20 protein-coding genes and 1 riboswitch are annotated in these 26500 nt (G+C 72.0%); of the genes, 5 read left to right on the forward strand and 15 right to left on the reverse strand.

Going from position 1 to position 26500, the window contains the following annotated elements; genetic code table 11:
- Positions 1-26: 26 nt before the first annotated feature.
- From ACFXAE_RS11050 to ACFXAE_RS11070, 5 genes are all read right to left on the reverse strand, one after another.
- Positions 27-1703 carry an SWIM zinc finger domain-containing protein gene (locus ACFXAE_RS11050; RefSeq protein ID WP_384711339.1) on the reverse strand — a complete coding sequence of 559 codons (1677 nt, stop codon included), beginning with the start codon at positions 1701-1703 and terminating at the stop codon, positions 27-29.
- Positions 1704-2032: 329 nt separating this feature from the next.
- Complete coding sequence (locus ACFXAE_RS11055; protein WP_384711342.1) at positions 2033-2683, reverse strand: thymidine kinase; 651 nt, start codon at positions 2681-2683, stop codon at positions 2033-2035.
- Positions 2684-2732: 49 nt separating this feature from the next.
- A complete protein-coding gene (locus ACFXAE_RS11060) occupies positions 2733-4070 on the reverse strand; it encodes an alkaline phosphatase family protein (protein WP_384711345.1) in 1338 nt (445 codons plus the stop codon).
- A 236-nt stretch (positions 4071-4306) separates the two neighbouring features.
- A complete protein-coding gene (locus ACFXAE_RS11065; RefSeq protein ID WP_384711348.1) occupies positions 4307-4894 on the reverse strand; it encodes a DUF5998 family protein in 588 nt (195 codons plus the stop codon).
- Between the two features lie 69 nt (positions 4895-4963).
- Positions 4964-7774 (reverse strand): GNAT family N-acetyltransferase, encoded by a 2811-nt coding sequence (locus tag ACFXAE_RS11070; RefSeq protein WP_384711351.1) that lies wholly within the window; start codon positions 7772-7774, stop codon positions 4964-4966.
- Positions 7775-7974: 200 nt separating this feature from the next.
- On the opposite strand from ACFXAE_RS11070, the gene ACFXAE_RS11075 reads away from it, so the two are divergent.
- Complete coding sequence (locus ACFXAE_RS11075) at positions 7975-8256, forward strand: HPr family phosphocarrier protein (RefSeq protein WP_356336625.1); 282 nt, start codon at positions 7975-7977, stop codon at positions 8254-8256.
- 150 nt (positions 8257-8406) lie between these two features.
- Here ACFXAE_RS11075 and ACFXAE_RS11080 read toward each other — a convergent pair whose 3' ends face one another.
- The 4 genes from ACFXAE_RS11080 to ACFXAE_RS11095 form a co-directional block, all read right to left on the reverse strand.
- Complete coding sequence (locus tag ACFXAE_RS11080; protein ID WP_384711354.1) at positions 8407-9102, reverse strand: GntR family transcriptional regulator; 696 nt, start codon at positions 9100-9102, stop codon at positions 8407-8409.
- A 177-nt stretch (positions 9103-9279) separates the two neighbouring features.
- The gene (locus tag ACFXAE_RS11085; RefSeq protein WP_384711357.1) at positions 9280-10053 is read right to left on the reverse strand and encodes a M23 family metallopeptidase; all 774 of its coding nucleotides are present in this window, start codon (positions 10051-10053) and stop codon (positions 9280-9282) included.
- Positions 10054-10065: 12 nt separating this feature from the next.
- A riboswitch (cyclic di-AMP (ydaO/yuaA leader) is annotated at positions 10066-10229 on the reverse strand.
- 201 nt (positions 10230-10430) lie between these two features.
- Positions 10431-11819, reverse strand: a complete 1389-nt coding sequence (locus ACFXAE_RS11090; protein WP_384711360.1) for a M16 family metallopeptidase — start codon at positions 11817-11819, stop codon at positions 10431-10433.
- On the reverse strand, positions 11816-13189 hold the full coding sequence (locus ACFXAE_RS11095) for a M16 family metallopeptidase (RefSeq protein WP_384711363.1): 1374 nt from the start codon (positions 13187-13189) through the stop codon (positions 11816-11818). Before ACFXAE_RS11095 ends, ACFXAE_RS11090 begins: the two co-directional genes overlap by 4 nt.
- Positions 13190-13590: 401 nt before the next feature.
- Between ACFXAE_RS11095 and ACFXAE_RS11100 the strand changes: the two genes are divergently transcribed.
- The gene (locus ACFXAE_RS11100; protein WP_384711367.1) at positions 13591-16041 is read left to right on the forward strand and encodes a DNA topoisomerase (ATP-hydrolyzing) subunit A; all 2451 of its coding nucleotides are present in this window, start codon (positions 13591-13593) and stop codon (positions 16039-16041) included.
- On the opposite strand, the gene ACFXAE_RS11105 is transcribed toward ACFXAE_RS11100, so the two are convergent.
- Positions 16038-17081 carry a CobW family GTP-binding protein gene (locus ACFXAE_RS11105; protein ID WP_384711370.1) on the reverse strand — a complete coding sequence of 348 codons (1044 nt, stop codon included), beginning with the start codon at positions 17079-17081 and terminating at the stop codon, positions 16038-16040. The two genes, ACFXAE_RS11100 and ACFXAE_RS11105, sit on opposite strands and share 4 nt — an antisense overlap.
- Positions 17082-17394: 313 nt before the next feature.
- Here ACFXAE_RS11105 and ACFXAE_RS11110 point away from each other — a divergent pair, with 313 nt between their 5' ends.
- Positions 17395-17931 carry a DUF6082 family protein gene (locus ACFXAE_RS11110; protein WP_384711373.1) on the forward strand — a complete coding sequence of 179 codons (537 nt, stop codon included), beginning with the start codon at positions 17395-17397 and terminating at the stop codon, positions 17929-17931.
- 79 nt (positions 17932-18010) lie between these two features.
- Here the strand turns inward: ACFXAE_RS11110 and ACFXAE_RS11115 are convergent, their stop codons facing one another.
- Both ACFXAE_RS11115 and ACFXAE_RS11120 read right to left on the reverse strand, forming a co-directional pair.
- A complete protein-coding gene (locus ACFXAE_RS11115; RefSeq protein ID WP_384711376.1) occupies positions 18011-18949 on the reverse strand; it encodes a sucrase ferredoxin in 939 nt (312 codons plus the stop codon).
- 271 nt (positions 18950-19220) lie between these two features.
- On the reverse strand, positions 19221-19457 hold the full coding sequence (locus tag ACFXAE_RS11120; protein WP_384711378.1) for a hypothetical protein: 237 nt from the start codon (positions 19455-19457) through the stop codon (positions 19221-19223).
- A gap of 218 nt (positions 19458-19675) precedes the next feature.
- On the opposite strand from ACFXAE_RS11120, the gene ACFXAE_RS11125 reads away from it, so the two are divergent.
- Positions 19676-21349 carry an ATP-binding protein gene (locus ACFXAE_RS11125; protein ID WP_384711381.1) on the forward strand — a complete coding sequence of 558 codons (1674 nt, stop codon included), beginning with the start codon at positions 19676-19678 and terminating at the stop codon, positions 21347-21349.
- Positions 21346-22026 carry a response regulator gene (locus ACFXAE_RS11130; protein ID WP_384711384.1) on the forward strand — a complete coding sequence of 227 codons (681 nt, stop codon included), beginning with the start codon at positions 21346-21348 and terminating at the stop codon, positions 22024-22026. Before ACFXAE_RS11125 ends, ACFXAE_RS11130 begins: the two co-directional genes overlap by 4 nt.
- Before the next feature lie 81 nt (positions 22027-22107).
- Here the strand turns inward: ACFXAE_RS11130 and ACFXAE_RS11135 are convergent, their stop codons facing one another.
- The 3 genes from ACFXAE_RS11135 to ACFXAE_RS11145 form a co-directional block, all read right to left on the reverse strand.
- The gene (locus tag ACFXAE_RS11135; protein ID WP_384711387.1) at positions 22108-23700 is read right to left on the reverse strand and encodes a cation acetate symporter; all 1593 of its coding nucleotides are present in this window, start codon (positions 23698-23700) and stop codon (positions 22108-22110) included.
- On the reverse strand, positions 23697-24146 hold the full coding sequence (locus tag ACFXAE_RS11140; RefSeq protein ID WP_384711393.1) for a DUF485 domain-containing protein: 450 nt from the start codon (positions 24144-24146) through the stop codon (positions 23697-23699). The genes ACFXAE_RS11135 and ACFXAE_RS11140 overlap by 4 nt, the downstream gene beginning before the upstream one ends.
- Positions 24147-24241: 95 nt before the next feature.
- A complete protein-coding gene (locus ACFXAE_RS11145) occupies positions 24242-26365 on the reverse strand; it encodes a type IIA DNA topoisomerase subunit B (protein ID WP_384711396.1) in 2124 nt (707 codons plus the stop codon).
- Between the last annotated feature and the right edge of the window lie 135 nt (positions 26366-26500).

Below are 26500 nucleotides of genomic sequence, written 5' to 3' on the forward strand. Positions count from 1 at the left end.
GACGGATCTCCGAGGAGCCGTCCGGCTCACAGGCCGTGTTCGTCCAGCAGGCGCATCAGGTTCCGCTTGCGTTTCTGGGCGGTGCGCAAGGCGGTGACGTAAGCGGCGAACTCGTCTTCGGTGCCCAGGCGGCGGTGGCAGTCGCGGATGCTCAGCAGCAGGCCGACGAGCCGCTCGTAGACCGTGTTGCCGGTCTCCTTGGTCAGCGGCTCCACCAGGCGCAGGTAGACGCCGAGCGCGTCGGCGGGACGGGTGGCCCGCGCCCGGTCGGCGAGCGTGAGCCACTGCCGGTCGTGGGCGCCGGTTCGGGCAGCGGCCCGCCAGGCGGCATCGACGTCCTTGTCGTCGAGCAGAGCGTCGACCAGGACGGAGCCGCCGTACCGGCCCTGTCGCGGCCGCTCCGCGTCGGCGCGCAACAGCGCGAGGGCTCCCTCGCGCTCGGCCGGCCAGCTGTCCGCGGCCCGCGCGGCGGCGCGCAGCTGCTGGTACGCGAGCAGTGAGCGGCGGGCGCCGAAGTGGTCGCGGCGCACCGCGACGGCGTCGGCGATCCGGCCCGCCCGCACATAGCGGTCGCAGAGGTGGTCGACGAGGGCGGTGTCCACGGCGGAGAGGTCCCGGGCGTCCCGGACACCGCGTTCCGCCCAGTCCAGGGCCTCGTCGAAACGCCGGGCGGCCTCCAGCTCGCGGGCGATGACCAGGTGGGTGTGGCCGTTCGGTGCGAGATCGGCCGCGTGCACGGCGATCACCGCGTCGACGTTTCCCCCGGCCTTGGCCAGACGCTCCATCAGGTACTTCTCCGCCCAGCCGCGGCGGTTGCGGCGCCACGCCTCGACGGCCAGCTTTCGCAGGACGGCCATGCCCTCCTCTCCGAGCACGTCGTCGTAGTCGAGCGGATCGATGTCGGTCAGACCGTCGTCGATGTCGCCGAGCACATGGCCGGCCAGCCAGCGTGCGAGCTCCTCGGGGTCGGGGCGTGCCGCGCGGCACGCGTCGAGGTGGGCGTCGGCGAGGTCCGCGCCGATCTGCCCGAGCCGGCCGTCGGAGTCGTCGACACTCTCCGCCGCCTCGGCCAGCAACCGCATCGCCTCCCGCGCCAGGGTGACCGCGTCGGCGGCCCGGCCCGAGACGGTCAGCGCGCCGATCGCGGACACCGCCTGCCGGGCCTGGTCGGCGTAGGCGCGGGCATCGGCGTACTCGACGTAGCCGTACCGCGCGAAGGGGCCGATGTCGAGCAGATCGCGGATACGGGACCGGACCGCGGTGAGGTCCCCTCGGGCGCTCGCGGCCCGCAGTTCCAGGCGTCGCCGCACCTGCCGGTCCTCGTCGATCTGTTCCCGCAGCAGGGCGAGCAACTCGTCCTTGGACAGGGCGGACAACCACCCGTCGAGGTCCTGCGCGCGCTCCCGGGCCGCCTTCCGCTGCCGCGGCAGGCTCTCCGGCCGGGCGAGCACGGTCAGGCCGAGGGCGACCAGGTGCTTGCAGAAGTTGCCCTCAAGACCGTACGGGCAGTCGCACGCGCCGGACAGCCCGCCGGGCCCGTCCAGGGTCAGCTCCGCCTCGTACCGCTCCGTCCCGTGGACGCTCGCGGTGATCCAGCCGTCGCCCACCTCGACCCCGGACACCGCTTCGAGATACCCGAGGGCGCGTTCGAAGGAACGGGCACCGGCCAGCGTCTTGAGGTTCGCCTCGGTGAGGCCGCGCATGATTCTCTTCCGCCTTGCCGTGACTGTGCAGTCGATCGCTCACCAGCGTAGAGAAGGCCGAGGCTGCAAGTCGGCCACTTCGTCGAGTTCGACCCTCAGCTCACCTGATACCAGCGGATGTTCGGCCGGTCACGCGCCCCTCCCCGGACCTCGTGGGGTTCACGGCCCTCGGCTGCCGCCCCGAGGCTCCGGCTCTCGCGGCCCCGGCACCCGGCCCTGCGGCCGGTGCGTCCGCCGCACCCGTCACCCAGCCACACCGGTGCAGGACGAGAGGTCACCCACGATTCCCTTGCCGTCCCCGAACCGACCGGTGCCCCACGAGCACACGGTCAGCCCGACGTGACCGGCAATATGTCGGGCGACAGCGCTGCCGCATGGGCCGTCACGGCCGTCATGCGGCGGCGGTGGTGACGGCGGCACAGGACCTCGTAGCCGACCTCGTCCGCGGAGCCGGTGACGTCGCCGACGACCACCTGGGCGCCCTCGACGACCATGACCCCGCCGACCGTGCGGGCGTTGTGCGTGGCGCGGGCGCCGCACCAGCACAGGGCCTCCACCTGGAGCACCTCGACCCGGTCGGCCAGTTCCACCAGCCGTTGGGAGCCGGGGAACAGCTTGGAGCGGAAGTCGGTGGTGATGCCGAAGGCGTAGACGTCGAGTTCCAGGTCGTCCACCACGCGCGCGAGCTGGTCGATCTGCTCCGGCGCCAGGAACTGCGCCTCGTCCGCGATCACGTAGTCCGCGCGCCGGCCCCGGGAGAGGTGGTCGACGAGGTGCGCGTACAGGTCCGCGCCGTCGCCGACCTCCACCGCGTCCGTGACCAGGCCCAGGCGGGAGGAGAGCTTGCCCTCGCCGGCCCGGTCGTTGCGGGTGAAGATCATGCCGGTCAGGCCGCGTGCCGAACGGTTGTGCTCGATCTGGAGAGCCAGCGTCGACTTCCCGCAGTCCATCGTTCCACAGAAGAACACCAGCTCGGGCATGGGGGGTCGGGCACCTTTCGGCAGAGGTTGCGGGCGGATCGTCAGGAGTTCAGGAGCGTACTTCGAGCAGGGGGACCAGCTGCTCGGCAGGGGTCATCGAGCCGTGGTTGCCGACCATCGCCGACTCCCTGGGCTCCCGCTCGGAGGCGATCAGCAGGACGTCGTCCCGCGCGGCGGCGACCACGTCGCCGATCCGGTGGTACACGCGCTCGTCGACCGCCGGCCCGAACCAGCCCGCCTCGATCGCCTCGTCGCGCGAGGCCACCCAGAACTGCTCGCCGAGCACCTCGCGCCAGCAGGTCAGCACGTCGTTCGCGGCGCCCGGTACGGCGTAGACGTGCCGGGCGCGGCCCTCGCCGCCGAGCAGGGCGACGCCCGCCTTCAGCTCCCAGTCCTCGTCGAAGTCGATGCGGTGGTCCTCGTCGAAGGGGACGTCGATCATGCCGTGGTCGGCGGTGACGTAGAGCGCGCTGCGCGGGGGGAGCTGTTCGGCCAGGCGCTGGACCAGGCGGTCGACGTACATGAGCTGGCCGCGCCAGGTGTCGGAGTCGAGACCGTAGCGGTGGCCGGCGCCGTCGACCTCGGCGTAGTACGTGTAGACCAGGGCGCGGTCGGCGGCGGCGAGTTGCTCGGCCGCGGTGTCCATGCGCTCCTCCCCCGAGAGCCGCCCGAGGAAGGTGCCGCCGCTGAGCGCGACCTTGGTCAGCGGGGTGTTCGCGAAGGTCGGCGAGGAGACCTGGGCCGCGTGCACGCCCGCGCGGTGGGCCAGCTCGAAGACGGTGGGGTACGGCTGCCAGGGGCCGGGCGGGGCCCAGGGCTGCCAGCGCAGCTGGTTCATCAGCTCGCCGGTGTCCGGGTTGCGCACGGTGTAGCCGGGCAGGCCGTGCGCGCCCGGCGGCAGGCCGGTGCCGACGGAGGCCAGCGAGGTGGCGGTCGTCGCCGGGTATCCGGCGGTGATCGGGCGTCCGGTGCCGCCGCGCGAGGAGGCGAGCAGGGACGTCATGAAGGGGGCCTCGTCCGGGTGCGCCTTCAGCTGCTCCCAGCCCAGCCCGTCGATCAGGAACACGCAGTTGCGGTCGGCGGGGGCCAGCTCGGGGATCGCGGCGGTCGTACCGGGGACGGCCATGCCGGCGGCGAGCGTGGGCAGCAGGTCGGCGAGCGAACCGGTGCCGTATTCGGGCAGCGGCGCGGAGTCCGGGGTGAGGGGGCGCGGATGCGCGTCGTCCCAGGCGGTGGGGTGCGGGGCCGGCGTGGGCCGGGCGGGAGGCGCGGGCCGGGCGGGAGGCGTCGGCCGTGCCGTGGATGTGGACTGCGGGGTGCGGGCGGGCGGCGTGGGGCGGGGGGCCCGCGGGCGCGGCGCGGGCTGCGCACCGGATACGGACCGCACGCCCGGTACAGGATGCGCACCGGGGGCGGGCCGCGCACCCGGCGCAGGCTGGACGCCGGGCGCGGACTGCGCACCGGGGACGGGCCGCACACCCGGCGCAGGCTGGACGCCGGGCGCGGACTGCGCACCGGGGACGGGCCGCACACCCGACGCAGGCTGGGCGCCGGGAGTGGGCCGCACGCCCGACGCAGGCTGGGCGCCGGGCACGGACTGCGCGCCGGGTGTGGGCTGGGTCATCAGCGTGTCTGGTCCGCGGTCGCCTCGGACAGGGCCTGCGCGAAGGTGAGCGCCTGGCGCACCGTCTCCGGGCCGTCACCGGCCTCGCTGACGCGCAGGCTCAGGTCGTCCGCCGTGGAGCTGCCCGTGTAGCCGTGGTCGGCCTCGCAGTTGGGGTCGCCGCAGGCGGCCGGCTCCAGGTCGATGCGGGAGACGGCGCCCCAGCCGATGGTGAGCACGATCTCGCGCGGCAGCGTGCCCGGCTTGTACGACTCCGGGTTGGCGACCACCCGGCTGACCACGATCGACGAGATCCGGCCGAGCTTGACCGACTCCGTGGACGTGGTGGCGTACGGCGTCGAGGAGGTGGTGTCCGCGGCCTGCTCGTCGGTGTGGCTGACGATGAAGCGGTTGCCGGTGAGGACGAGCACGGTGACGTGCCGCCGCACCTCGTTCGAGTCGAACGTCGTCTCCTGGTGGACCAGGTACGACCGGATGGGCTCGCCGCCCACGGCGGCCTCCACCGCCTCGGCCACGAGGGCCGGGTAGTAGCCGCTGCGCTCGATCGCCGCCCGCAGCCCCTGGGTCGTCGTACTGGTCTTGGCCATGACGCCCATCCTACGGGGGACCACTGACTGCGAGGCACCGCTCACCGCACTCCGCTCCCCCGGCTCCGGTCAGTACGCGGGGAGGGTCCGCGGGCCGAGGTCGTCACGGGCGGGCGGCGGGGCCAGGCGTACGGAGGCGCCGAGGACGCTCACGCCGTGCGGGGCGACGACGACCGGCTCCAGGGTGACCACGACGACCTCCGGATGATCGTCGACCAGCCGCGACACCCTCAGCATCAGCTCCTCCAGCGCCGGGGTGTCGACCGGTGCCGAGCCGCGCCAGCCGAACAGGAGCGGGGCGGTCCGGATCGATCGCACCAGTGAGGTCGCGTCCCGGTCGGTGACCGGAATCAGCCGGTGCGCCATGTCCCCGAGCAGCTGCGAGGGGGGCCCGGCGAGCCCGAAGGACAGGACGGCTCCGGCGGCGGGGTCGATGACCGCTCGTACGACGGTGTCGACACCGCGCGGTGCCATCCGCTGCACCACGGGGCGCAGCTCCTCCGGGGTGCCGAACAGCTCCGTCAACTCGCTGTACGCCCGGCGCAGTTGCTCCTCGTCGGCCAGGTCCAGGCGGACGCCGCCCAGGTCGGCGCGGTGCCTCAGATGGGGGGCGGTCGCCTTGAGGGCCACGGGGTGGCCGAGGGTGCGCGCGGCCTCGGCGGCGGCGTCGGGGTCCGGGGCGGGGAGGGCGCGGTGGACGTGGATGCCGTAGGTGCCGAGCAGGTCGCAGGTCTCGGCGGTGCCGAGGGCGAGGCCCTGCCCGCGCGAGAGCAGTCCGTCGACGAGGGCGGCGGCGCCCCGCTGGTCGATGTCGTCGTACTCGGGCACCTTGCCGGGCTCGGCGGCGTCCCGCCGCCACTGCGCGTACGCGACGGCCTGGGCGAGCGCCCGGACGGCACGCTCGGAAGCGGGGTAGGCGGGGATGAGGTGGGCGCCCTCGGGGAGCGGCGGGGCCGTCGCGGAAGCGGCGTCCGCCCGGGGCTGTGGCGCCGGGACCGCCGGGGCCTGCGGGGCCGTGCTGGTGGCGGCCGACAGGGCCGCCGCGAGGCCGCCGAGTTCCACGTGGACCACCAGGACGGGTTTGGACGGGGTCGCGGCGGCGGCCGAGCGCAGGGCCTGGGCCAGGGCCGCGTCGCCGACCGAGCCCTCCCCCACCGCCGGGATCGCCGTCACGACGACCGCGTCGCTCGTGTCGTCGGCCAGCGCGCGGGAGAGCGCCGCGTGGAAGTCCGCCGCCGAGGCGGCGGTGGTGAGGTCCAGCGGGGCATGCGGACGCAGCCCTTCGGCGAGGCAGGCGTCGTAGGTGAGCAGGCCCAGGGACTCGGAGTTGCCGAGGATCGCCACCCGGGGCCCGGCCGGCAGGGGCTGGCGGGCGAGCAGCAGGCCCGCGTCGACCAGTTCGGTGATGGTGTCCACGCGGATCACCCCGGCCTGCCGCAGCAGCGCGGACACCGTCGCGTGGGGCAGCCGGGTCGCCCGTACGGCGTGCCCCCGGGGACCCGCTCCATGGCGTGCGCCCTGGACCACGACCAGCGGCTTCGCCGCCGCGGTCCGGCGGGCGAGGCGGGTGAACTTGCGGGGGTTGCCGATGGACTCCAGGTACATCAGGACGACGTCGGTGTCGGGGTCCTCGTACCAGTACTGCAGGACGTCGTTGCCGGAGACGTCTGCCCGGTTGCCGGACGACACGAAGGTGGACACGCCCGTGACGCCGGTGACGCCGCCGCCGCGCCGGTGCAGGCGGGACAGCAGGGCGACGCCGATGGCGCCGGACTGGGCGAACAGTCCGATCCGGCCCGGGCGGGGCATCTGGGGGGCGAGCGAGGCGTTCAGCCGTACGTCCGGGGAGGTGTTGATGACGCCGAAGGCGTTCGGGCCGATGATCCGCATGCCGTACGAGCGCGCCTGCCGTACGAGGGCGCGCTGGCGGTCGCGGCCCCCGGGGCCGGACTCGGCGTAGCCGGCGGAGACGACGACGAGCCCCTGCACGCCGTGCTCGCCGCACTCGGTGACGACTTCGGGGACGCGCTCGGCGGGCACCGCGACGACCGCGAGGTCGACGGGCCCGTCGATGTCCCGCACCGAGCGGAACGCGGCCACCCCGCCGAGCTCCTTCTCCCCCTCCCCCAACGCCTTGTTCACCGCGTAGAGCCGGCCGGTGAAGCCGGTGTTCCGGAGATTGTCGAGGACGCTGCGGCCCACGCCGCCGGGTGTGCGGCCGGCCCCTACGACGGCCACCGAGCCGGGGGCGAGCAGCCGCTGCACGGAGCGCGCCTCGGCACGCTGTTCGCGCGCGTACTGCACGGCCATGGAACGGTCGGTGGGTTCGAGGTCGAACTCCAGGCGGACCACGCCGTCCTCGAAGCTGCGCTTCTGGGTGTACCCGGCGTCGGTGAACACCTTGATCATCTTGGTGTTGGCGGGCAGCACCTCGGCCGCGAACCGGCGGATGCCGCGCTCGCGCGCGACGGCACCGATGTGTTCGAGGAGGGCGGAGGCTACGCCCCGGCCCTGGTGGGCGTCCTGTACGAGGAAGGCGACCTCGGCCTCGTCGGCCGGCGCCGAGGCGGGCGTCCCGTCGGCGCCGATGCGGTCGTAGCGTACGGTGGCGATGAACTCGCCGCCGATGGTGGCCGCGAGTCCCACCCGGTCCACGAAGTCGTGGTGCGTGAAGCGGTGGACGTCCTTGGCGGACAGGCGAGGGTAGGGCGCGAAGAAGCGGTAGTACTTCGACTCGTCCGACACCTGCTCGTAGAAGCTGACCAGGCGCTCGGCGTCATCAACGGTGATGGGGCGGATGCGCGCGGTGCCGCCGTCGCGCAGCACCACGTCGGCCTCCCAGTGGGCGGGATACTCGTGCCGGTCCGACGAGATCTGCATGGGCCCCAGACTACGGCTCGCGTACGACAACGGCGCGAGGCAGTCTGTGGTGGACGACAGCCGGGCCGAGGCCGCGGTCCGGCTGTCGCCGGGAGCGGGAGCGGATGCCACTTCGGGCACGCTCCGGTACACGCTCCGGGCACGCTTCACGATGTGGGAAACTGGTCTAGACAACCCTGAACACCGAAGGGCAGCAACACATGGCTGAGCGCCGCGTCAACGTCGGCTGGGCCGAGGGCCTCCACGCCCGCCCCGCTTCCATCTTCGTCCGAGCCGCCACGGCCACAGGCGTCCCGGTGACGATCGCCAAGGCCGGGGGCGACCCCGTCAACGCGGCCTCCATGCTGGCTGTGCTGGGCCTGGGCGCCCAGGGCGGCGAGGAGATCGTCCTCGCGTCCGACGCCGAGGGCGCCGACGCCGCCCTGGACCGGCTGGCGAAGCTGGTCTCCGAGGGTCTCGAGGAGCTCCCCGAGACCGTCTGAGCACGTATGGGGTGCGGGAATGTCTCCTCACCGACACGCACCGCAACCGAAAGGCCCGCCCGGACCACCGGGCGGGCCTTTTGCTTTTCCCTTTACGGGCAGCAGAGATAACCCCCGAGAAATGAACCCTCTTTGTATACGGCACCTGTGTTAATGCCGAAGGCTCGGCATGTTTACAGGATGTTGCGAGTTCCTCACACGGTCCGCGCGGCCGGCGCCGGAGACGAAACGCAGGCGGTGCCCGGCGCTCGCGCGCTCGGTGTGCAGTGCCGTGACGGACCGCGCGCGGTCACCGTCGCCGCGCGCCACGGCGTCCACGATCGCGCCGTGCTCCGCCCAGTACCCGACCGGGTCGGGCGGCCCCTCGGTGGTGTACATCCAGGCGATCTTGTGCCGCAGCTGGGTCAGCGTCGAGGTCAGTGCCGGGCTGCCGGTGGCTTGGGCGAGCGTCTCGTGAAACCAGCCGCTCAGGGAGCGCAGGTCGTCGCTGCTGCCCTGGCGGGCGCGTTCCTGCCCCAGCCGGACCAGGCCGCGCAGCACCTTCAGATGGGCCTCGGTGCGGCGCTGGGCCGCGCGGGAGGCGCCGAGCGGCTCGAGGAGCATGCGCATCTCCAGCAGGTCGGCGGCCTCCTGCTCGGTGGGTTCCGCGACGCACGCGCCCGCGTGCCGCCGGGTCACCACGAATCCCTCGGCCTCCAGCGTGCGCAGCGCCTCCCGGACGGGGACGCGGGAGACACCGTAACGGCGGGCGAGTACTTCCTCGGTGAGCCGGCCGCCGCGCTCGTGGACACCCGCGACGATGTCGTCCCGGATCGCCGTGCACACCGAGTGCGCGGGAATACGCATGACCGACCTCCGGCTTAATCCCCGTGAAACGTCGACGATTGACGTGTGTTCCGTGACTCTATTCCAATCAGCGGGAATTCACGACGGCGGACCGGAATCCATGCATATTTTTTGGACAGGCCCCCGGAAACACCGATGCCCCGGCTCGGGGAGCCGGGGCATCGGGAAGCGGTCGGGTCAGAGGTTCACCCCGTGCGCACGGAGGTAGGCGACGGGATCGAGGTCGGAGCCGTACTCGGCGGTCGTACGGGCCTCGAAGTGCAGATGCGCGCCCGTGACGTTGCCGGTGGCGCCGGAGACGCCTATCTGCTGCCCGGCGGCGACCTGCTGGCCCACGGAGACGCCGATGGACGACAGGTGACCGTACTGGGTGTACGTACCGTCGTGCATCTTGATGACGACCTGGTTGCCGTACGAGCCGCCCCAGCCGGCCTCGACGACGGTGCCGATGCCGACCGACTGGACGGGGGTGCCGCTCGCGGCGTGGAAGTCGACACCGGTGTGGCTGCCGGAGGACCACAGCGAGCTGCCGGCCTGGTAACTGGTCGAGACGTACGAGCCGGGGATCGGGGAGACGAAGGTGTTGAGGCGCTCACGCTCGGCCTCACGCGCGGCGCGCTCCTTCTCCGCGCGGGCCTCCTCCGCCGCCTTGGCGGCCTTCTCGCGCGCGGTCTCCTCGGCGGCCTTCCGTGCGGCGGCCTCGGCCGCCTCCCGGGCGGCCTCGTGCTGGGCGGCCGCCTGGGCGTCGATCCGGTCGGCGACCGCGTCGCCCAGGGTGACGACGGGCGTGAGGCCGGTCTGCGCGGCGGCGGGTTCGGCGGCGAGTGCGGGAGCCGCGAGGGAACCGACGACGCCGGTGGTGGTGAGCGCCGCGACGCCCGCCGCGCGGGCGGTGCCGCGCTGCGTCCGGCTGGGACGACGGTGCTTGCCCGGGGCGCGGGTGAACGCCATGTACAGGCTGGTCCTTTCCTTCCCTCTCGCCTACCGGGTTAGCTGACGGGTTCGGAGCAGGAAGGTCTCCTACGGACCCCCTCGCGACACGCGCGGGCGTCCGATTCACCCCAGGGACTGCACGGGTCCCCGGCTCCCCTGGCTCGCGCCGTACGGGGACTCGGCGATGGCTGTCCGGTGCCGCGGATGCGGCGCACTGCCCGACGAACAGCCCGGATGACGCTAAGCGGGCCGTCCCCCCGTCCTCAAACGAATCCCGGTTTTTGTAGCGCATCCCACAGGGCAGACAGGCAACTTCCGCCCCGATTCGGGCACAAGCGGGCCCTGGTGACCTTCGTGTCACCAGGGCCCCACGCGCGCGTGCGCCTTCGCGGCTCCTACTCGGCCGCCACGACGGTGACTTCACCGATCCCGAGGGCCTCGACGGGCGCCTTGATCTGCGCCGCGTCACCGACGAGGACGGTCACCAGACGGTCCACCGGGAAGGCGTTCACGACGGCCGCGGTGGCCTCCACGGTGCCGGTCGCGGCCAACTGCCGGTACAAGTCGGCCTGGTAGTGGTCGGGCAGGTGCTGCTCGACCTGGTCGGCCAGGGTGCTCGCGACCGCCGCGGCGGTCTCGTACTTGAGCGGCGCCACACCCACGAGGTTCTGCACGGCGACATCGCGTTCGTCGTCGGTGAGCCCTTCCGCGGCGAGCGTGCGCAGCACCGTCCACAGGTCCTCGAGGGCGGGGCCGGTGTTCGGGGTGTCGACGGAGCCGCTGATGGCCAGCATCGCCGCACCCGTGCCGTCCGGGGCGGACCGCAGGATCTGCCCGAACGCCCGGACGCCGTAGGTGTAGCCCTTCTCCTCACGCAGCACGCGGTCCAGGCGGGACGTGAGGGTGCCGCCCAGGCAGTACGTGCCGAGCACCTGCGCGGGCCACACGCGGTCGTGCCGGTCGGGGCCGATACGGCCGATCAGCAGCTGCGTCTGGACGGCGCCGGGACGGTCCACGATCACGACGCGGCCGGTGTCGTCGGCGACCACCGGGGGGACGGGCCGCGGCTGTGCCGAGGAGCCGGTCCAGGAGCCCAGTGTGTCGCCGAGCAGCGCGTCCAGGTCGATGCCGGTGAGGTCACCGACGACCACGGCGGTGGCCGTGGCGGGGCGGACGTGCTTCTCGTAGAAGGCGCGTACGGCCGCGGAGTCGATGCCGGTGACCGTCTCCTCGGTGCCCTGGCGCGGACGCGACATGCGCGCACTCGCCGGGAACAGCTCCTTGGAGAGCTCCTTGGCGGCGCGGCGGGAGGGGTTGGCCAGCTCGTGCGGGATCTCGTCGAGGCGGTTGCGGACCAGCCGCTCGACCTCGCTGTCGGCGAACGCGGGCGCCCTGAGGGCGTCGGCGATCAGACCGAGTCCCTTGGTGAGCCGCGAGGCCGGGACCTCCAGGCTGAGGCGGACGCCGGGGTGGTCGGCGTACGCGTCCAGGGTGCCGCCGCAGCGCTCCAGCTCGGCCGCGAACTCCTCGGCGGAGTGCTTGTCGGTGCCCTCGGAGAAGGCCCGCGCCATGATCGTGGCGACACCGTCGAGACCGGCCGGCTCGGCCTCCAGCGGCGCGTCGAGGAGCACCTCGACGGCGACGACCTGCTGGCCGGGGCGGTGGCAGCGCAGCACGGTCAGACCGTTGTCGAGCGTGCCGCGCTCGGGGGCCGGGAAGGCCCAGGGCTTGGCGTCGCCCGCCTGCGGCTGCGGGTGGAAGTCCATCGTGGCGAGCTCGGTCACTTCGCCGCCTCCTCGTTCTCGTCGGTGCCGGCGGCCGCGGCGGCTTCCCCGGTGTCCTCTGCCTCGGCGGCGACCGGCTCGTAGACGAGCACCGCGCGGTTGTCGGGGCGCAGGCGCGCCTTGGCGACCTCCTGCACCTCCTCCGCCGTCACCTCCAGGACGCGCTGTACGGCGGTCAGGGCGAGCTGCGGGTCGCCGAACAGGACGGCGTACCGGCACAGTTCGTCGGCCCGGCCCGCGACCGTGCCGAGCCGGTCGAGCCACTCGCGCTCCAACTGGGCCTGCGCGCGTTCCATCTCCTCGGCCGTGGGGCCCTGCTCGGCGAACCGGGCGAGCTCCTCGTCGATGGCGGTCTCGATGACCGGCACCTCCACGTCGCCGGACGTCTTCACGTCCAGCCAGCCCAGGGAGGGCGTCCCGGCCAGCCGCAGCAGGCCGAAGTTGGCGGCCACGGCCGTGCGGTCACGCCGTACCAGCCGGTTGTAGAGCCGCGAGGACTCGCCACCGCCGAGGACGGTGAGCGCCAGGTCGGCGGCGTCGCACGCGCGCGTGCCGTCCTCGGGCAGGCGGTAGGCGGCCATCAGCGCACGCGCGGGGACCTCCTCCTCCACGATCTCGCGCAGCTCCCCGCCCATGACGTCGGGCAGCGAGCCGTCGCGGGGCGCGGGCTTGCCGTCGTGGCCCGGAATGGAGCCGAAGTACTTCTCGATCCAGGCGAGCGTCCGCTCCGGGTCGATGTCGCCGACGACGGAGAGCACGGCGTTGTTCGGCGCGTAGTAGGTGCGGAAGAACCGGCGGGCGTCCTCCAGGGTGGCCGCGTCCAGGTCCGCCATCGAGCCGATGGGCGTGTGGTGGTACGGGTGGCCCTCCGGGTAGGCGAGGGCGGTCAGCTTCTCGAAGGCCGTGCCGTAGGGGACGTTGTCGTAGCGCTGGCGGCGCTCGTTCTTGACGACGTCCCGCTGGTTCTCCATGGACTCGTCGTCCAGGGCGGTCAGCAGGGAGCCCATGCGGTCGGCCTCCAGCCAGAGGGCGAGCTCCAGCTGGTGGGCGGGCATGGTCTCGAAGTAGTTGGTGCGCTCGAAGCTGGTGGTGCCGTTGAGGGAGCCGCCGGCGCCCTGGACCAGCTCGAAGTGACCGTTGCCCTTCACCTGGGCGGAGCCCTGGAACATCAGGTGCTCGAAAAGGTGAGCCAGACCCGTACGTCCCTTGACCTCGTGACGCGAACCCACGTCGTACCAGAGGCACACCGCGGCGACCGGGGTCAGGTGGTCCTCGGAGAGCACCACGCGCAGGCCGTTGGCCAGGCGGTGCTCGGTCGCTGTCAGGCCGCCGGAGCCTGCCTGGGCTGTGGCCGTGTGACCCATGGGCATGTACGTCCCTTCGATCGTGGAGGCGGTCGTCGAAACCGCCGTTTCTGCCGGTCCTGCCACTGTATGCAAGCGCGCGAAGCACCGGCGAAGTTCCCGGCGGGGGCGAGCTACGCCGAGAGCGAGAATGCCGAGGAGAGGGAACGCACCCGCGGGCAGTCGTGCCGCAGGGGCGGCACGGGTGGGCGCGACGGCGCCCCGCCGGCGCCGGGCCGCGCACCTCGCCCCCGGCCCACGTCACCCCGATCACCGGGTGACCCCGCGCGGAAACGCACCGCACACGCGCCGTACCCTGCCCTCACCAGGGCCCCCACAATCGGGTCCTGGTCCCGCCTGTCAGTGCGACGGTCCACAATGGTCCGCATCAGATCCCGTCCCCACGCTTCAGCAAGGAGCCGGCAGCGATGGCCCGCCGCAGCACGAAGACCCCGCCGCCCGACGAGTCGTACGAGGAGAAGATCCTCGACATCGACGTCGTCGACGAGATGCAGGGCTCCTTCCTCGAGTACGCGTACTCGGTCATCTACTCCCGCGCCCTGCCGGACGCGCGCGACGGCCTCAAGCCGGTGCACCGCCGCATCGTCTACCAGATGAACGAGATGGGCCTGCGGCCCGAGCGCGGCTACGTGAAGTGCGCCCGTGTCGTCGGCGAGGTCATGGGCAAGCTGCACCCCCACGGCGACACGTCGATCTACGACGCCCTGGTCCGCATGGCACAGCCGTTCTCGATGCGCGTGCCCCTGGTCGACGGCCACGGCAACTTCGGCTCGCTGGGCAACGACGACCCGCCCGCCGCCATGCGGTACACCGAGTGCCGGATGGCCGAGGCCACCAGCCTGATGACCGAGTCCATCGACGAGGACACGGTCGACTTCGCGCCCAACTACGACGGCCAGGAACAGGAACCGGTGGCGCTGCCCGCCGCGTTCCCGAACCTCCTGGTGAACGGCGCGTCGGGCATCGCCGTCGGTATGGCCACCAACATGCCGCCGCACAACCTGCGCGAGGTCGTCGCGGCCGCGCGGCACCTGATCAGGTATCCGAACGCCGATCTCGACGCCCTGATGAAGCACGTCCCGGGTCCCGACCTGCCCACCGGCGGCCGGATCGTCGGCCTGTCCGGCGTCCGGGACGCGTACGGGACGGGCCGCGGCACGTTCAAGATCCGTGCGACGGTCACCGTGGAGGACGTGACGGCCCGCCGCAAGGGTCTCGTCGTCACCGAGCTGCCGTTCACGGTCGGCCCGGAGAAGGTGATCGGCAAGATCAAGGACCTGGTCGGGTCGAAGAAGCTCCAGGGCATCGCCGACGTCAAGGACCTCACCGACCGCGCGCACGGTCTGCGGCTGGTCATCGAGATCAAGAACGGCTTCGTGCCGGAAGCGGTCCTGGAGCAGCTGTACAAGCTGACGCCGATGGAGGAGTCCTTCGGCATCAACAACGTGGCGCTGGTGGACGGCCAGCCGCTCACCCTGGGCCTCAAGGAACTCCTGGAGGTCTACCTCGACCACCGCTTCAACGTCGTACGCCGGCGTTCGGAGTTCCGCCGGAGCAAGCGGCGCGACCGGCTCCACCTGGTCGAGGGCCTGCTCACGGCCCTGGTGGACATCGACGAGGTCATCCGCCTCATCCGCTCCAGCGAGAACTCCGCGCAGGCCAAGCAACGCCTGATGGAGCGGTTCTCCCTCAGCGACATCCAGACCCAGTACATCCTGGACACGCCGCTGCGCCGCCTCACCAAGTACGACCGGATCGAGCTGGAGGCCGAGAAGGAACGGCTGAACGCGGAGATCGAGGAGCTGACCCGGATCCTGGACTCGGACGCGGAGCTGCGCAAGCTGGTCTCCGCCGAACTGGCCGCGGTCGCCAAGAAGTTCGGCAACGACCGCCGTACGCTGCTGCTGGAGTCGGCCGGCACCCCGGCCGCCGCCGTGCCGCTGCAGGTGGCGGACGACCCGTGCCGCGTGCTGCTGTCCTCCACCGGCCTGCTCGCCCGTACGGCGGACAACAAGCCGCTCGCCGACGACGGCAAGCGGGTCAAGCACGACGTGATCGTCTCGGCGGTGCCGGCGACGGCCCGCGGCGAGATCGGCGTCGTCACCTCGGCCGGCCGGCTGCTCCGGCTGAACGTCGTCGACCTGCCGCAGCTCCCGGAGACGATGCCGACGCCGAACCTCTCGGGCGGGGCACCCCTGGCCGAGTTCGTGTCCCTGGAGGACGACGAGCAGGTGGTGTGCCTGACCACGCTCGACGAGTCGTCGCCGGGCCTGGCGCTCGGCACGGAGCAGGGTGTCGTCAAGCGTGTGGTGCCCGACTACCCCTCCAGCAAGGAGGAGCTGGAGGTCATCACGCTCAAGGAGGGCGACCGGATCGTCGGCGCGGTCGAGCTGCGCACGGGCGAGGAGGACCTGATCTTCGTCAGCGACGACGCGCAGCTGCTGCGTTACCCGGCCGCGCAGGTCCGGCCGCAGGGCCGTCCAGCGGGCGGTATGGCGGGCATCAAGCTCACCGAGGGGGCGAAGGTCATCTCCTTCACGGCGGTCGATCCGGCCGCGGACGCGGTGGTGTTCACGGTCGCGGGCTCGCGGGGCACGCTGGACGACTCGGTCCAGACGACGGCCAAGCTGACCCCGTTCGACCAGTACCCGCGCAAGGGCCGGGCGACCGGCGGAGTGCGCTGCCAGCGGTTCCTGAAGGGCGAGGACTGCCTGGCCCTGGCCTGGGTGGGCCCGCTCCCGGCCCGGGCCGCGCAGAAGAACGGCACAGCGGTGGCCCTCCCGGAACCCGACCCGCGCCGTGACGGCTCGGGCGTGTCCCTGCCGAAGACGGTGTCGGTGGTGGCGGGCCCGGTCTAGGCCGCCGGATCCTCCGCCGCCCCCTGCACATAGCGGAGAACGCCCCACATGCCGTGCTCGTCGGTGTGTGGGGCGCCGTCGCTCCCGCACGCCTCCAGCTCCTCGCCGAGGGCGGTGGCGTCGATGCCCGACCCGATGAGGACGAGCTGCGTGAGCCGCTCCCCGCCGGCGGGCCAGGGCTCGGGGTGGAACCGCAGGAACCGCCCCACGGCATGCACGGCGTACCGGTTGCCGACGTCGTACGGCCCGAAGTCGACGTACCCCTTGATCCGGTAGAGCCCTTCGGGCCGGCTGTCCAGGAACCGGATCAGCCGCCGCGGGTCGAGCGGGCGCCCGGACACGAAGGAGACGCTGTCGTACGCGGCGTGCAGGTGCTCAGCGTGGTCGTCGTGATGCAGATCGTCGAACGACAGCTGCCCGACGCGCTCCTCGCTCGGCCTGCAGTCGAAGAGGAACTCGGGGTCGACACGGCCGTGCGTGGCGGGGACGACGGCCGCACGGTCGACGAGGGACCGGACCAGGGTGAGTACGCGCGCGGCGTCCGGGACCCGGTCCACCTTGTTGACGACCACGAGATCCGCGAGGGCGAGGTGCCGGTCGATCTCCGGGTGCCTGGCCCGGGTGTCGTCGAACTCGGCGGCGTCCACGACCTCGACGAGTCCGCCGTACACGATGTCCGGATGCTCGCTGGCGAGCACCATCCGCACGAGCTCCTGCGGTTCGGCGAGGCCGCTGGCCTCGATGACGATGACGTCGATCCCGGCGGAGGGGCGGGCGAGCCGCTCGAGGTACACGTCGAGTTCGCTGCCGTCCACGGCACAGCACAGGCACCCGTTGCCCAATGACACGGTCGAGTCCCCGAGTGCCCCGGCGACGGCCATGGCATCGATCTCGACGGCACCGAAGTCGTTGACGACGGCACCGATGCGGCTGCCGCCGCTGCGGTGGAGAAGGTGGTTGAGCAGGGTGGTCTTCCCCGAGCCGAGAAATCCGGCCAGTACGACCACCGGAATCTGCCGCCCGCTGCTCCGCTCCGACACGCGACCCCTCTCACACCTGTGCGCGCACACCGGCTCGCTCTCGGCGTGCGCCCGGAATACCGACTGACGCCCCAGGATACGAGCGACACGAGCGACCGCGAAGTGAACGATTGTTAGCAGCGCTCGCGGGGCAGACGTCGAGCAAGGCGCCGGTATGTGCGACCCTCGCTTCCCTCCGTGCGCCTCCTCTCCGCCTTCCCGCCGATCAGAGCCGCTCGGCACCCTGGAAGGCGGCAAGCGCCGCCCACCGCTCGGTCCCTCCCACCCACACTGCCCGACGACCGGCGGACGGCTGCCTGACTCGGGGGTTGACATGAGCACACGCAATACAGGGAGGTGGGGCTCCCCGGCGACGGCTGGTCTCGCCTTCCTGGCAGGAGTCCTCGCGGCACGCACCGCGCACCGCCTGCGCGGGGAGAACGTACTGCTCGCGCATCTTGAGCGCATGCACGAGGAGCAGCGTCAGCACCACTGGCGCAGCGACCTGGCCGCCAAACACCGACTCCAGTTCGACCTGTTGTGCGAGGCGGTGCAGGACCCGGACCTGGCCGCGGTGCTCGACACCTACGAATCCCCGATGGATTCCACCCGGCTGAAGCAGTACTTGTTCGCCAACGCGCTGTACGGAAACCTGCTGCACGCCTTCCGCATGGGCACCGTGAGCCTCGATGAAGCCCTCGGCCACATGCGCGGCATCTGCCAGAGCGCGATCTTCCGCGACTACTGGGAGGTCACCGAGCATCACCGGGAGAGTCTGCCCGCTGATTCGCAGGAACGTTTGCTCGCCCACCATGTCGACGAGATCGTCGCCAGAGCCGCCGACGAGAACGACCAGTGGTGGGTCGCCTGAGCGTCACGGCGGGGCGAGAAGGGCACCGCGCGCCCCCGTACGCGCCCTCATGCGTCCACGCGCCCCGGCACTCCGGGATTCAGCTCGCGAGCGCCGTCAGTGTCACCTCGCGCACCGACGTCACGTCCAGCCGCGCCGGCGAACCGAGCACCGAGCCGCAGCTCTCCGGGCGCGGCGGCAGGGACGCCCCCTGGGCCAGGACGACCTCCCACCGGCGGCCGTCGACGTGGGCGACGGTCACCTCCCAGCGCGGAGCGGACCCGTGCGTCCGCACGACGCTCAGCACCTCCGCGGCGTACTCGCCCAGTTCCGTGCGCACCGCCAGTTCGGCGGCCTGTCCCGGGCGCTCCCAGGCGGAGCTCCCGCGGCACCCCTCCACGACGATCCGGTGCTCCTGCACGCCGTGCAGGGCTTCCTTGACCGTGTGTGCCTCGGCCCGGCCGTACGCGTACCCGTGCGGCAGCACGAGCACCGTGGGCGAGAAGCGGTGGCCGCCCAGGTGGGTGACCTCCCAGACGCCCTCGACCCCGGAGGCGGCGAGCTCCGCCGCCAGGGGCCGTCCGAGCAGCGCGCAGCAGCGGTCCCGTTTGCCGTTGGTGCAGACGAGGGCGAGAGGATCACCCTCGTGCGGCCGCCCGTCGAGGGCCGTGTCGAAGGCGGCCCGCTCTCCCCTGCCGAGCGCGGCGAAGTCGATCGCGAGCAGTTGTCCGGGATCCGTGGTCGTGGCGGTGTGCAACCACACGCCACCGGGCACGGTGTGGGCCGCGTACACCCGACGCGTGGCCTGTGTGCCACGGTCCGCGTGCCGCCCCGGACGCCGTATCAGCGCGATCCGCACCCCGGTGCCACGCGTCGCGGCCTCCAGGGCACGGCCGAGCGCGGGATCGAGACGGCTCGAGGTGAGCGCCCTGGCACCCCACGGGCCGGACTGCTCGAGCAGCAACCAGGTCCTGGCGGTGGCCGCGGTTCCCGCAGCGGGCTCGTCGAGCTTGCGAGAGGCGGTTGAGCACATACTCACAGAGGTGAGCCTAACCTGAGTTACCCGGTCGTGACGCGCCGAACGCGACTCGCCGCCGCGTGAAGATGGCCGGAAAAAGCCGTGAGGTCCGGCACCGGTCGGGTGGGACCTCACGGAAGTTCTGCGAGCGGGCCGGGATGACGGTCCGAAGGGGCGCCGAGACGGGCGCCGGGGACGCTGTGGCGTCCGAGGGAAAGGAACCGGGCCCCATGGGCCCGCCGGACTTTCGCGTCACGACCGTCCAGGGTCGCGTTTCGGCCGCGCCGGACCCTCAGGCATCGGGGATGTCCTGCTTGGCATGGAGCAGGGTCTTTCGATCGATCACGACGATGCGCTCGTGATCGGCTCGTGCGGCATCGGCCGGGAGGTGCCCGTCCAGGGCCTCCGTGGCGTCCGTACCGATAATGGCGAAATTTCCGTCGCTGAGCTCAAAGATGTCTGGACAGGTCTGCCCGGACATGCTCCCTCGAGCCGTCGGCGGTACGCCGATTCTGCGCACGATCTTCAACAGAGGGTTCCATTCAGGTGGATTGTTGGACTTTGTCCCATTTATTGAAATGGTTCACTGCGCCAGAAGGTAGCCAGCTACACATGCGCGATGACATCTTTCAGCCATAAGGCCGTCTCTTTCCTGTGCACTCCGGGCCACGAGGACCCCGTCCGAGGTGCGGAGATCCCGGCCACACCCCTGCGGCACCCCGCGTCCGCCCACGTACCGTCATGGGTATGAGCTCCACTCCCCCCGCACGCCGCCTGCGCCTCGGCCTGCCGCGGCGGATGTTCTCGCAGGTCCTGCTGATGCAGTTGGCGATCGCCGCGGGAGTCGCGGTGCTGGCCACCGGGCTGTTCCTCGCGCCGCTCGGCGACCAGCTGGACGACCAGGCGATGCGCCGCGCGCTCGCGATCGCACAGACCACCGCCCAGCAGCCGCAGATGGCGCGGGACCTGCGCGGGACGGAACCGTCCCCGGACGGGCCGGTGCAGCGGGAGGCCGAACGGATCCGGAAGGCAACCGGCGCCGAGTACGTCGTGGTGCTGGATGTGCGGGGCGTGCGCTGGTCGCACACCGATCCGCAGCGGATCGGCGGCCTGGTGTCGACCGACCCCGGTGAGGCGCTGGCCGGGCATGACGTCATGGAGATCGACGAGGGCACCCTGGGACGCTCCGCGCGGGGCAAGGTGCCGCTGCGGGACGACGACGGCGAGATCGTCGGGGCGGTCTCGGTCGGCATCGCCTACGACAGTGTCCGGGCCCGGCTGATCCACGCCATCCCGGGACTGTTCGCGTACGCCGGCGGTGCCCTGGCCGTGGGCGCACTCGCGGCCTGGCTGATCTCCCGGCGGGTGCAGCGGCAGACCCGCGACCTGGCCTTCTCGGACATCGCGGCGCTGCTCGCGGAGCGTGAGGCGATGCTGCACGGCATCCGGGAGGGCGTCGTCGCCCTGGACCGCACCGGCCGTATCCGCCTGCTGAACGACGAGGCGCAGCGTCTGCTGGGGATCGGCGAGGAGGCCGTCGGCCACTCCCCCGACCTGGCGCTCGGCGAAGGACGCACCGCCGATGTGCTGGCCGGGCGGGTGACCGGCACGGACCTGCTCACCGTCCGCGGCCGACGCGTCCTGGTCACCAACCGGATGCCGACGGACGACGGCGGCGCCGTGGCCACCCTGCGCGACCGCACGGAGCTGGACCGGCTCGGCCGGGAGCTGGACTCCACGCGCGGACTCATCGACGCGCTGCGCGCCCAGGACCACGAGCACGCGAACCGCATGCACACCCTGCTGGGGCTGCTGGAACTCGAGATGTACGACGACGCGGTGGAGTTCGTCGGCGAGGTCGTCGGCGATCACCGGGCCACCTCGGAGCAGGTCACCGAGAAGATCCGGGATCCGCTGCTCGCGGCGCTGCTGGTGGGCAAGGCGACGGTCGCGGCCGAGCGCGGGGTGGCGCTGTGGGTGTCGGACGGGACCCGGCTGCCGGACCGGCTGATCGACCCCAGAGGGCTCGTCACCGTCGTCGGCAATCTGGTGGACAACGCCCTGGACGCCGTCGCCGGTACGCCGCGGGCGCGCGTGGAGGTCGAACTGCGCGCCGAGGGGCGTACGGCGGTGCTGGTGGTGCGCGACACCGGGCCCGGAGTTCCGCCGGAGCACCGCGAGTCGATCTTCACCGAAGGCTGGTCCACCAAGGAGCCGCCGGCCCACCGCGAGCGGGGCATCGGGCTGCCGCTGGTGCGCCGGCTCGCCGAGCGGCAGGGAGGCAGCGCGCACGTGGGCGAGGCGCACGGCGGGGGCGCGGAGTTCACCGTCGTGCTGCCCGAGGCCCTGACCGAGCCGGGCGCGGAACCCGCTCTCACCGGGGCGTCCGTCCCGGGGACCGCCGAGGAGGAGTCGCGATGATCGAGGTACTGGTCGTGGACGACGACGTCCGGGTCGCGCGGGTCAACGCCGCGTACGTCGAGAAGGTGCCCGGCTTCCATGTCGCCGGTCAGGCGCACAGCGCGGCCGAGGCGCTCGGCCGGCTGGAGGCACTGCCCCGGCTGGATCTCGTCCTCCTGGACCACTACCTGCCCGACCGGACGGGGCTCGAGGTGGTGCAGGAGATGCGTCGGCGCGGGCGCCAGGCCGACGTGATCATGGTGACGGCGGCACGTGATGTGTCCACGGTGCAGGCGGCGATGCGCCAGGGCGCCCTGCAGTACCTGGTCAAGCCGTTCGCCTTCGCCGGGCTGCGCGCCAAACTGGAGGCGTACGCGGAACTGCGCCGCACCCTCGACGGCGGCGGTGAGGCGGAGCAGGCGGAGGTGGACCGCATCTTCGGCGCGCTGTCGGCGTCGTCCGAGCCCCAGCTGCCCAAGGGGCACTCCCCCACCACCGCCGAACTCGTACGGCAGTCCCTGATGAACGCGGGCGGCCCGCTGTCGGCCCAGGAGATCGCCGAACGCACGGGGGTGAGCCGTCAGACCGCCCAGCGCTACCTGAAGCTCCTGGAGCGCACGGGACGGGCCACGCTGACCCTGAAGTACGGCGACGCGGGCCGCCCGGAGCACCGTTATGTGTGGGCGACCCGCGCCTGAGGACACGGCCCATGGGGGCGGGGAAGGAACCGTGTCCTTCCCCCTTACGGATGGCGGCGCCGTCCGTCTCCGCCGGGCGCCCTACACCGCCCCCGCGCCGGTCAGTGAGCGCACCTCGGTCTCCGCGTGCTTGGCCTCGTCGGGGACCTCGCGCGAGGTGAGCGTGCCGATCCAGCCCGCGAGGAAGCCCAGCGGGACGGAGACCAGACCGGGGTTCTGCAGCGGGAAGAGCTGGAAGTCGACGCCCGGGAAGAGGGACGCCGGGCCGCCCGACACCACGGGGGACAGCAGCACCAGCACCACGGCCGGGACCAGGCCTCCGTACACGGCCCACACCGCACCGCGTGTGGTGAAGCCCCGCCAGAACAGCGAGTACAGCAGCACGGGCAGGTTCGCGGACGCGGCCACGGCGAAGGCGAGGCCCACCAGGAACGCGACGTTGAGGTCGCGGGCCAGCAGACCGAGGGCGATCGCGAGCAGACCGATGCCGACCGAGGCGACCCGGGCCACCGCCACCTCGCCGCGCGGCTTCCCGCGCCGGCGTCGCAGGGAGGCGTACAGGTCGTGCGCGACGGACGCCGAGGAGGCGAGCGTGACCCCGGCGACCACGGCGAGGATCGTGGCGAAGGCGACCGCGGCGACGATCGCGAACAGGATCGTTCCGCCGGTGGAGCCGGCGCCGCCGCCCAGATCGAGCGCCAACAGCGGCACCGCCGTGTTCCCGGACGCGTTCGAGGCGCGCACGGCGTCCGGCCCGATGAGGGCGGCGGCGCCGAAGCCGAGCACGATCGTCATCAGGTAGAAACCTCCGATGAGCCCGATCGCCCAGACGACCGACCGCCGTGCCGCCCGTGCGGTGGGGACGGTGTAGAAGCGGGACAGGATGTGCGGCAGCCCCGCCGTGCCGAGCACCAGCGCGAGGCCCAGGCTGATGAAGTCGAACCGCGCGGTCCAGTCCGCGCCGTAGGCGAGCCCGGGGGCCAGGAACGCCTCACCGTGACCGCTGCGTTCGGCCGCGGTGAGGAGCAGCCGGTTGAAGTCGCCGTGGAACCGCAGCAGCACGAGGACGGTCAGCACGATGGTGCCGCCGAGCAGCAGGACCGCTTTCACGATCTGGATCCACGTGGTGGCCCGCATCCCTCCCAACGACACGTAGATCACCATGAGCACGCCGACGCCGACGACGGTCCAGGCCCGGGCCGCCTCGCCCGGGCCGCCGAGCAGCAGCGCGACCAGGCTGCCCGCACCCACCATCTGCGCCACCAGGTACAGAACGGACACGGTGACCGACGAGGTTCCCGCCGCGATCCGCACCGGCCGCTCCCGCATGCGCGCGGCGACCACGTCGGCGAGCGTGAACCGGCCGCAGTTGCGCACCAGTTCCGCGACCAGGAACAGGACCACCAGCCAGGCCACCAGGAAGCCCACCGAGTAGAGCATCCCGTCGTAGCCGACGAGCGCGATGAGTCCGGAGATGCCGAGGAAGGACGCGGCCGACATGTAGTCGCCCGCGAGGGCAAAACCATTCTCCATCGGGGAGAAGAGCCGGCCGCCCGCGTAGAACTCCTCCGCCGATCCCTGCCGGTGGCGGCCCACCCAGGTCGTGATGCCCAGGGTCACCGCGACGAACGTGCCGAACAGCAGCAGGGCCGGCATCTGGTGATCGCCCGTCATGCCGCGCCGCCTCTCCCGCGCGCCAGCTCCTGGGCGTCCCAGCGCAGTTCCAGCGCCGCCCGGTCCCGGCGCAGCCGCGCATGGCGGACGTAGGCCCAGGTGAGCAGGAAGGTGGTCAGGAACTGGCCGAGCCCGGCGAGCATGCCCAGGTTCACGGCGCCCACGACGGGCCGTGCCATCAGCCCCGGCGCGGTCGTGGCGGTCACGACGTACGCCACGTACCAGGTGAGGAAGGCGGCGACCGCCGGCACCACGAACCGCCGGTACCGGCTGCGCACCTCCTGGAAGGCCGCGCTGCGCTGTACTTCGAGGTAGACGTCCGCCCCGTCCGCGCGGCGGGGCGGCACCGCCGCCTCCGCCGGACCGGCCGACTCGCCCCAGCCCGAGGCGAGGGCGTCGTACCAGGGATCGTCGTGCCTCACGTCCCCCGAGTTGCTTCGCTGCATGCCCAAGGATGGACAGAACAGGAAGATCCCTGACTCTTCTTCCCGCTCCGCTTCACCCCATCAGGTGACTGAACCGTGTGCGCCCGGCACGCCCGCTAGGCGTCGATGCGCGAGCGGTCCAGGGTCGCCGCGGAGCTGGAGATGAACTCCTTGCGCGGGGCGACGTCGTTGCCCATGAGGAGGTCGAAGACCTGCTCGGCGGCCTCCAGGTCGGTGAGGTTGATCCGGCGCAGGGTGCGGTGACGCGGGTCCATGGTGGTCTCGGCCAGCTGGTCGGCGTCCATCTCGCCGAGGCCCTTGTAGCGCTGGATCGAGTCCTTGTAGCGGATGTTCTTGCTCTGGAACTCCATGAGCTTGTCGCGCAGCTCCCGGTCGGAGTACGTGTAGACGTACTTGTCCTGGCCCTTCTTGGGCTGGATCAGCTCGATGCGGTGCAGCGGCGGCACCGCGGCGAACACCCGGCCGGCCTCGACCATGGGCCGCATGTAGCGGTGGAACAGGGTGAGGAGCAGGGTGCGGATGTGGGAGCCGTCGACATCGGCGTCGGTCATCATGATGATCTTGCCGTAGCGGGCCGTGTCGATGTCGAAGGTCCGCCCCGACCCAGCTCCTATGACCTGGATGATCGCGCCGCACTCGGCGTTCTTCAGCATGTCCGTCACGGACGACTTCTGAACGTTGAGGATCTTGCCGCGGATCGGCAGGAGCGCCTGGAACTCCGAGTTCCGGGCGAGCTTGGCCGTGCCGAGCGCGGAGTCCCCCTCGACGATGAACAGCTCGCTGCGGTCGACGTCGTCGCTGCGGCAGTCGGCGAGCTTGGCGGGCAGCGAGGAGGACTCCAGGGCCGTCTTGCGGCGCTGCGCGTCCTTGTGCTGACGGGCCGCGATGCGGGTCCGGGCCGCGGCGACGGCCTTCTCCATGACGACGCGGGCCTGCTGTGCGTCGTCGCGCTTGGTGGAGGTCAGGAACGCCTTGAGTTCCTTGGCGATCACGGTGTTCACGATGCGGCGGGCCGCCGAGGTGCCGAGGACCTCCTTGGTCTGGCCCTCGAACTGCGGCTCGGCCAGGCGGACCGTGACCACCGCGGTGAGACCTTCGAGGGCGTCGTCCTTGACGATGTCGTCCTCGGCCACCCGCAGCATCTTCTTGGCGCGCAGCACCTCGTTCATCGTCTTGGCGACGGCCTGCTCGAAGCCGGCGACATGGGTGCCGCCCTTGGGGGTGGCGATGATGTTGACGAACGACCTGAGCGTGGTGTCGTAGCCGGTCCCCCAGCGCATCGCGACGTCGACGCCGAGCTCACGGGTGACCTCGGCGGGCGTCATCTGGCCGTGCTCGTCGAGGACCGGGACGGTCTCCTTGAAGGTGCCCTGTCCAGTGAAGCGGAGGGTGTCGCAGACGGGCCGGTCGGAGGCCAGGAACTCGCAGAACTCACTGATTCCGCCGTCGAAGCGGAACGACTCCTCACCCTTGCTGCCGCCGTCGCCGAGCCCGTACTCGTCGCGGACGACGATGGTCAGGCCGGGGACCAGGAACGCGGTCTGGCGGGCGCGCTGGTGCAGCGTCTCCAGGGCGAGCTTGGCGTCCTTGAGGAAGATCTGGCGGTCGGCCCAGTAGCGCACGCGCGTGCCGCTGCGGGTCTTCGGGATCTTCTTGGCCCTGCGCAACCCGCTCCCGGCCTCGAACTTCGCGTCCGGACCCATGGCGGCGAAGGCGCCGGGGACACCGCGCCGGAAGCTGATCGCGTGGGTGTGCCCACCGCGGTCGACCTCGACGTCGAGTCGCGCGGAGAGCGCGTTGACGACGGAGGCGCCGACGCCGTGCAGACCGCCGGAGGCGGCGTACGAGCCGCCGCCGAACTTGCCGCCGGCGTGCAGCTTGGTCATGACGACCTCGACCCCGGAGAGGCCGGTCTTGGGCTCGACGTCGACCGGGATGCCCCGGCCGTTGTCCCGGACCTCCACCGAGCCGTCGTCGTGGATGATCACGTCGATGTGGTCGCAGTAGCCTCCGAGGGCCTCGTCGACGGAGTTGTCGATGATCTCCCAGAGGCAGTGCATCAGACCACGGCTGTCGGTGGACCCGATGTACATACCGGGGCGCTTCCGCACGGCCTCGAGCCCTTCGAGGACGAGCAGGTGCCGCGCGGTGTAGTTGGAACCGTCCCGGTCTGCTCCTGCCAGCAGCGCTGTGGACGGCACGGACGTCTCGGCGGTCACGCGGTTCGCTCCTCGCTGAATTTCAGATGCGGCCCTCTTGGGTAAGGGCGCGGCTTCAGTCACCGGTGAGAGGGTACCGAGGCCTGGTAGAGCCGTTGTAACGCCACCCTCGCTTGCGCCCACCCTAGTCCAGGG

It is taken from the genome of Streptomyces sp. NPDC059454, assembly GCF_042749965.1.
Lineage (GTDB): Bacteria > Actinomycetota > Actinomycetes > Streptomycetales > Streptomycetaceae > Streptomyces.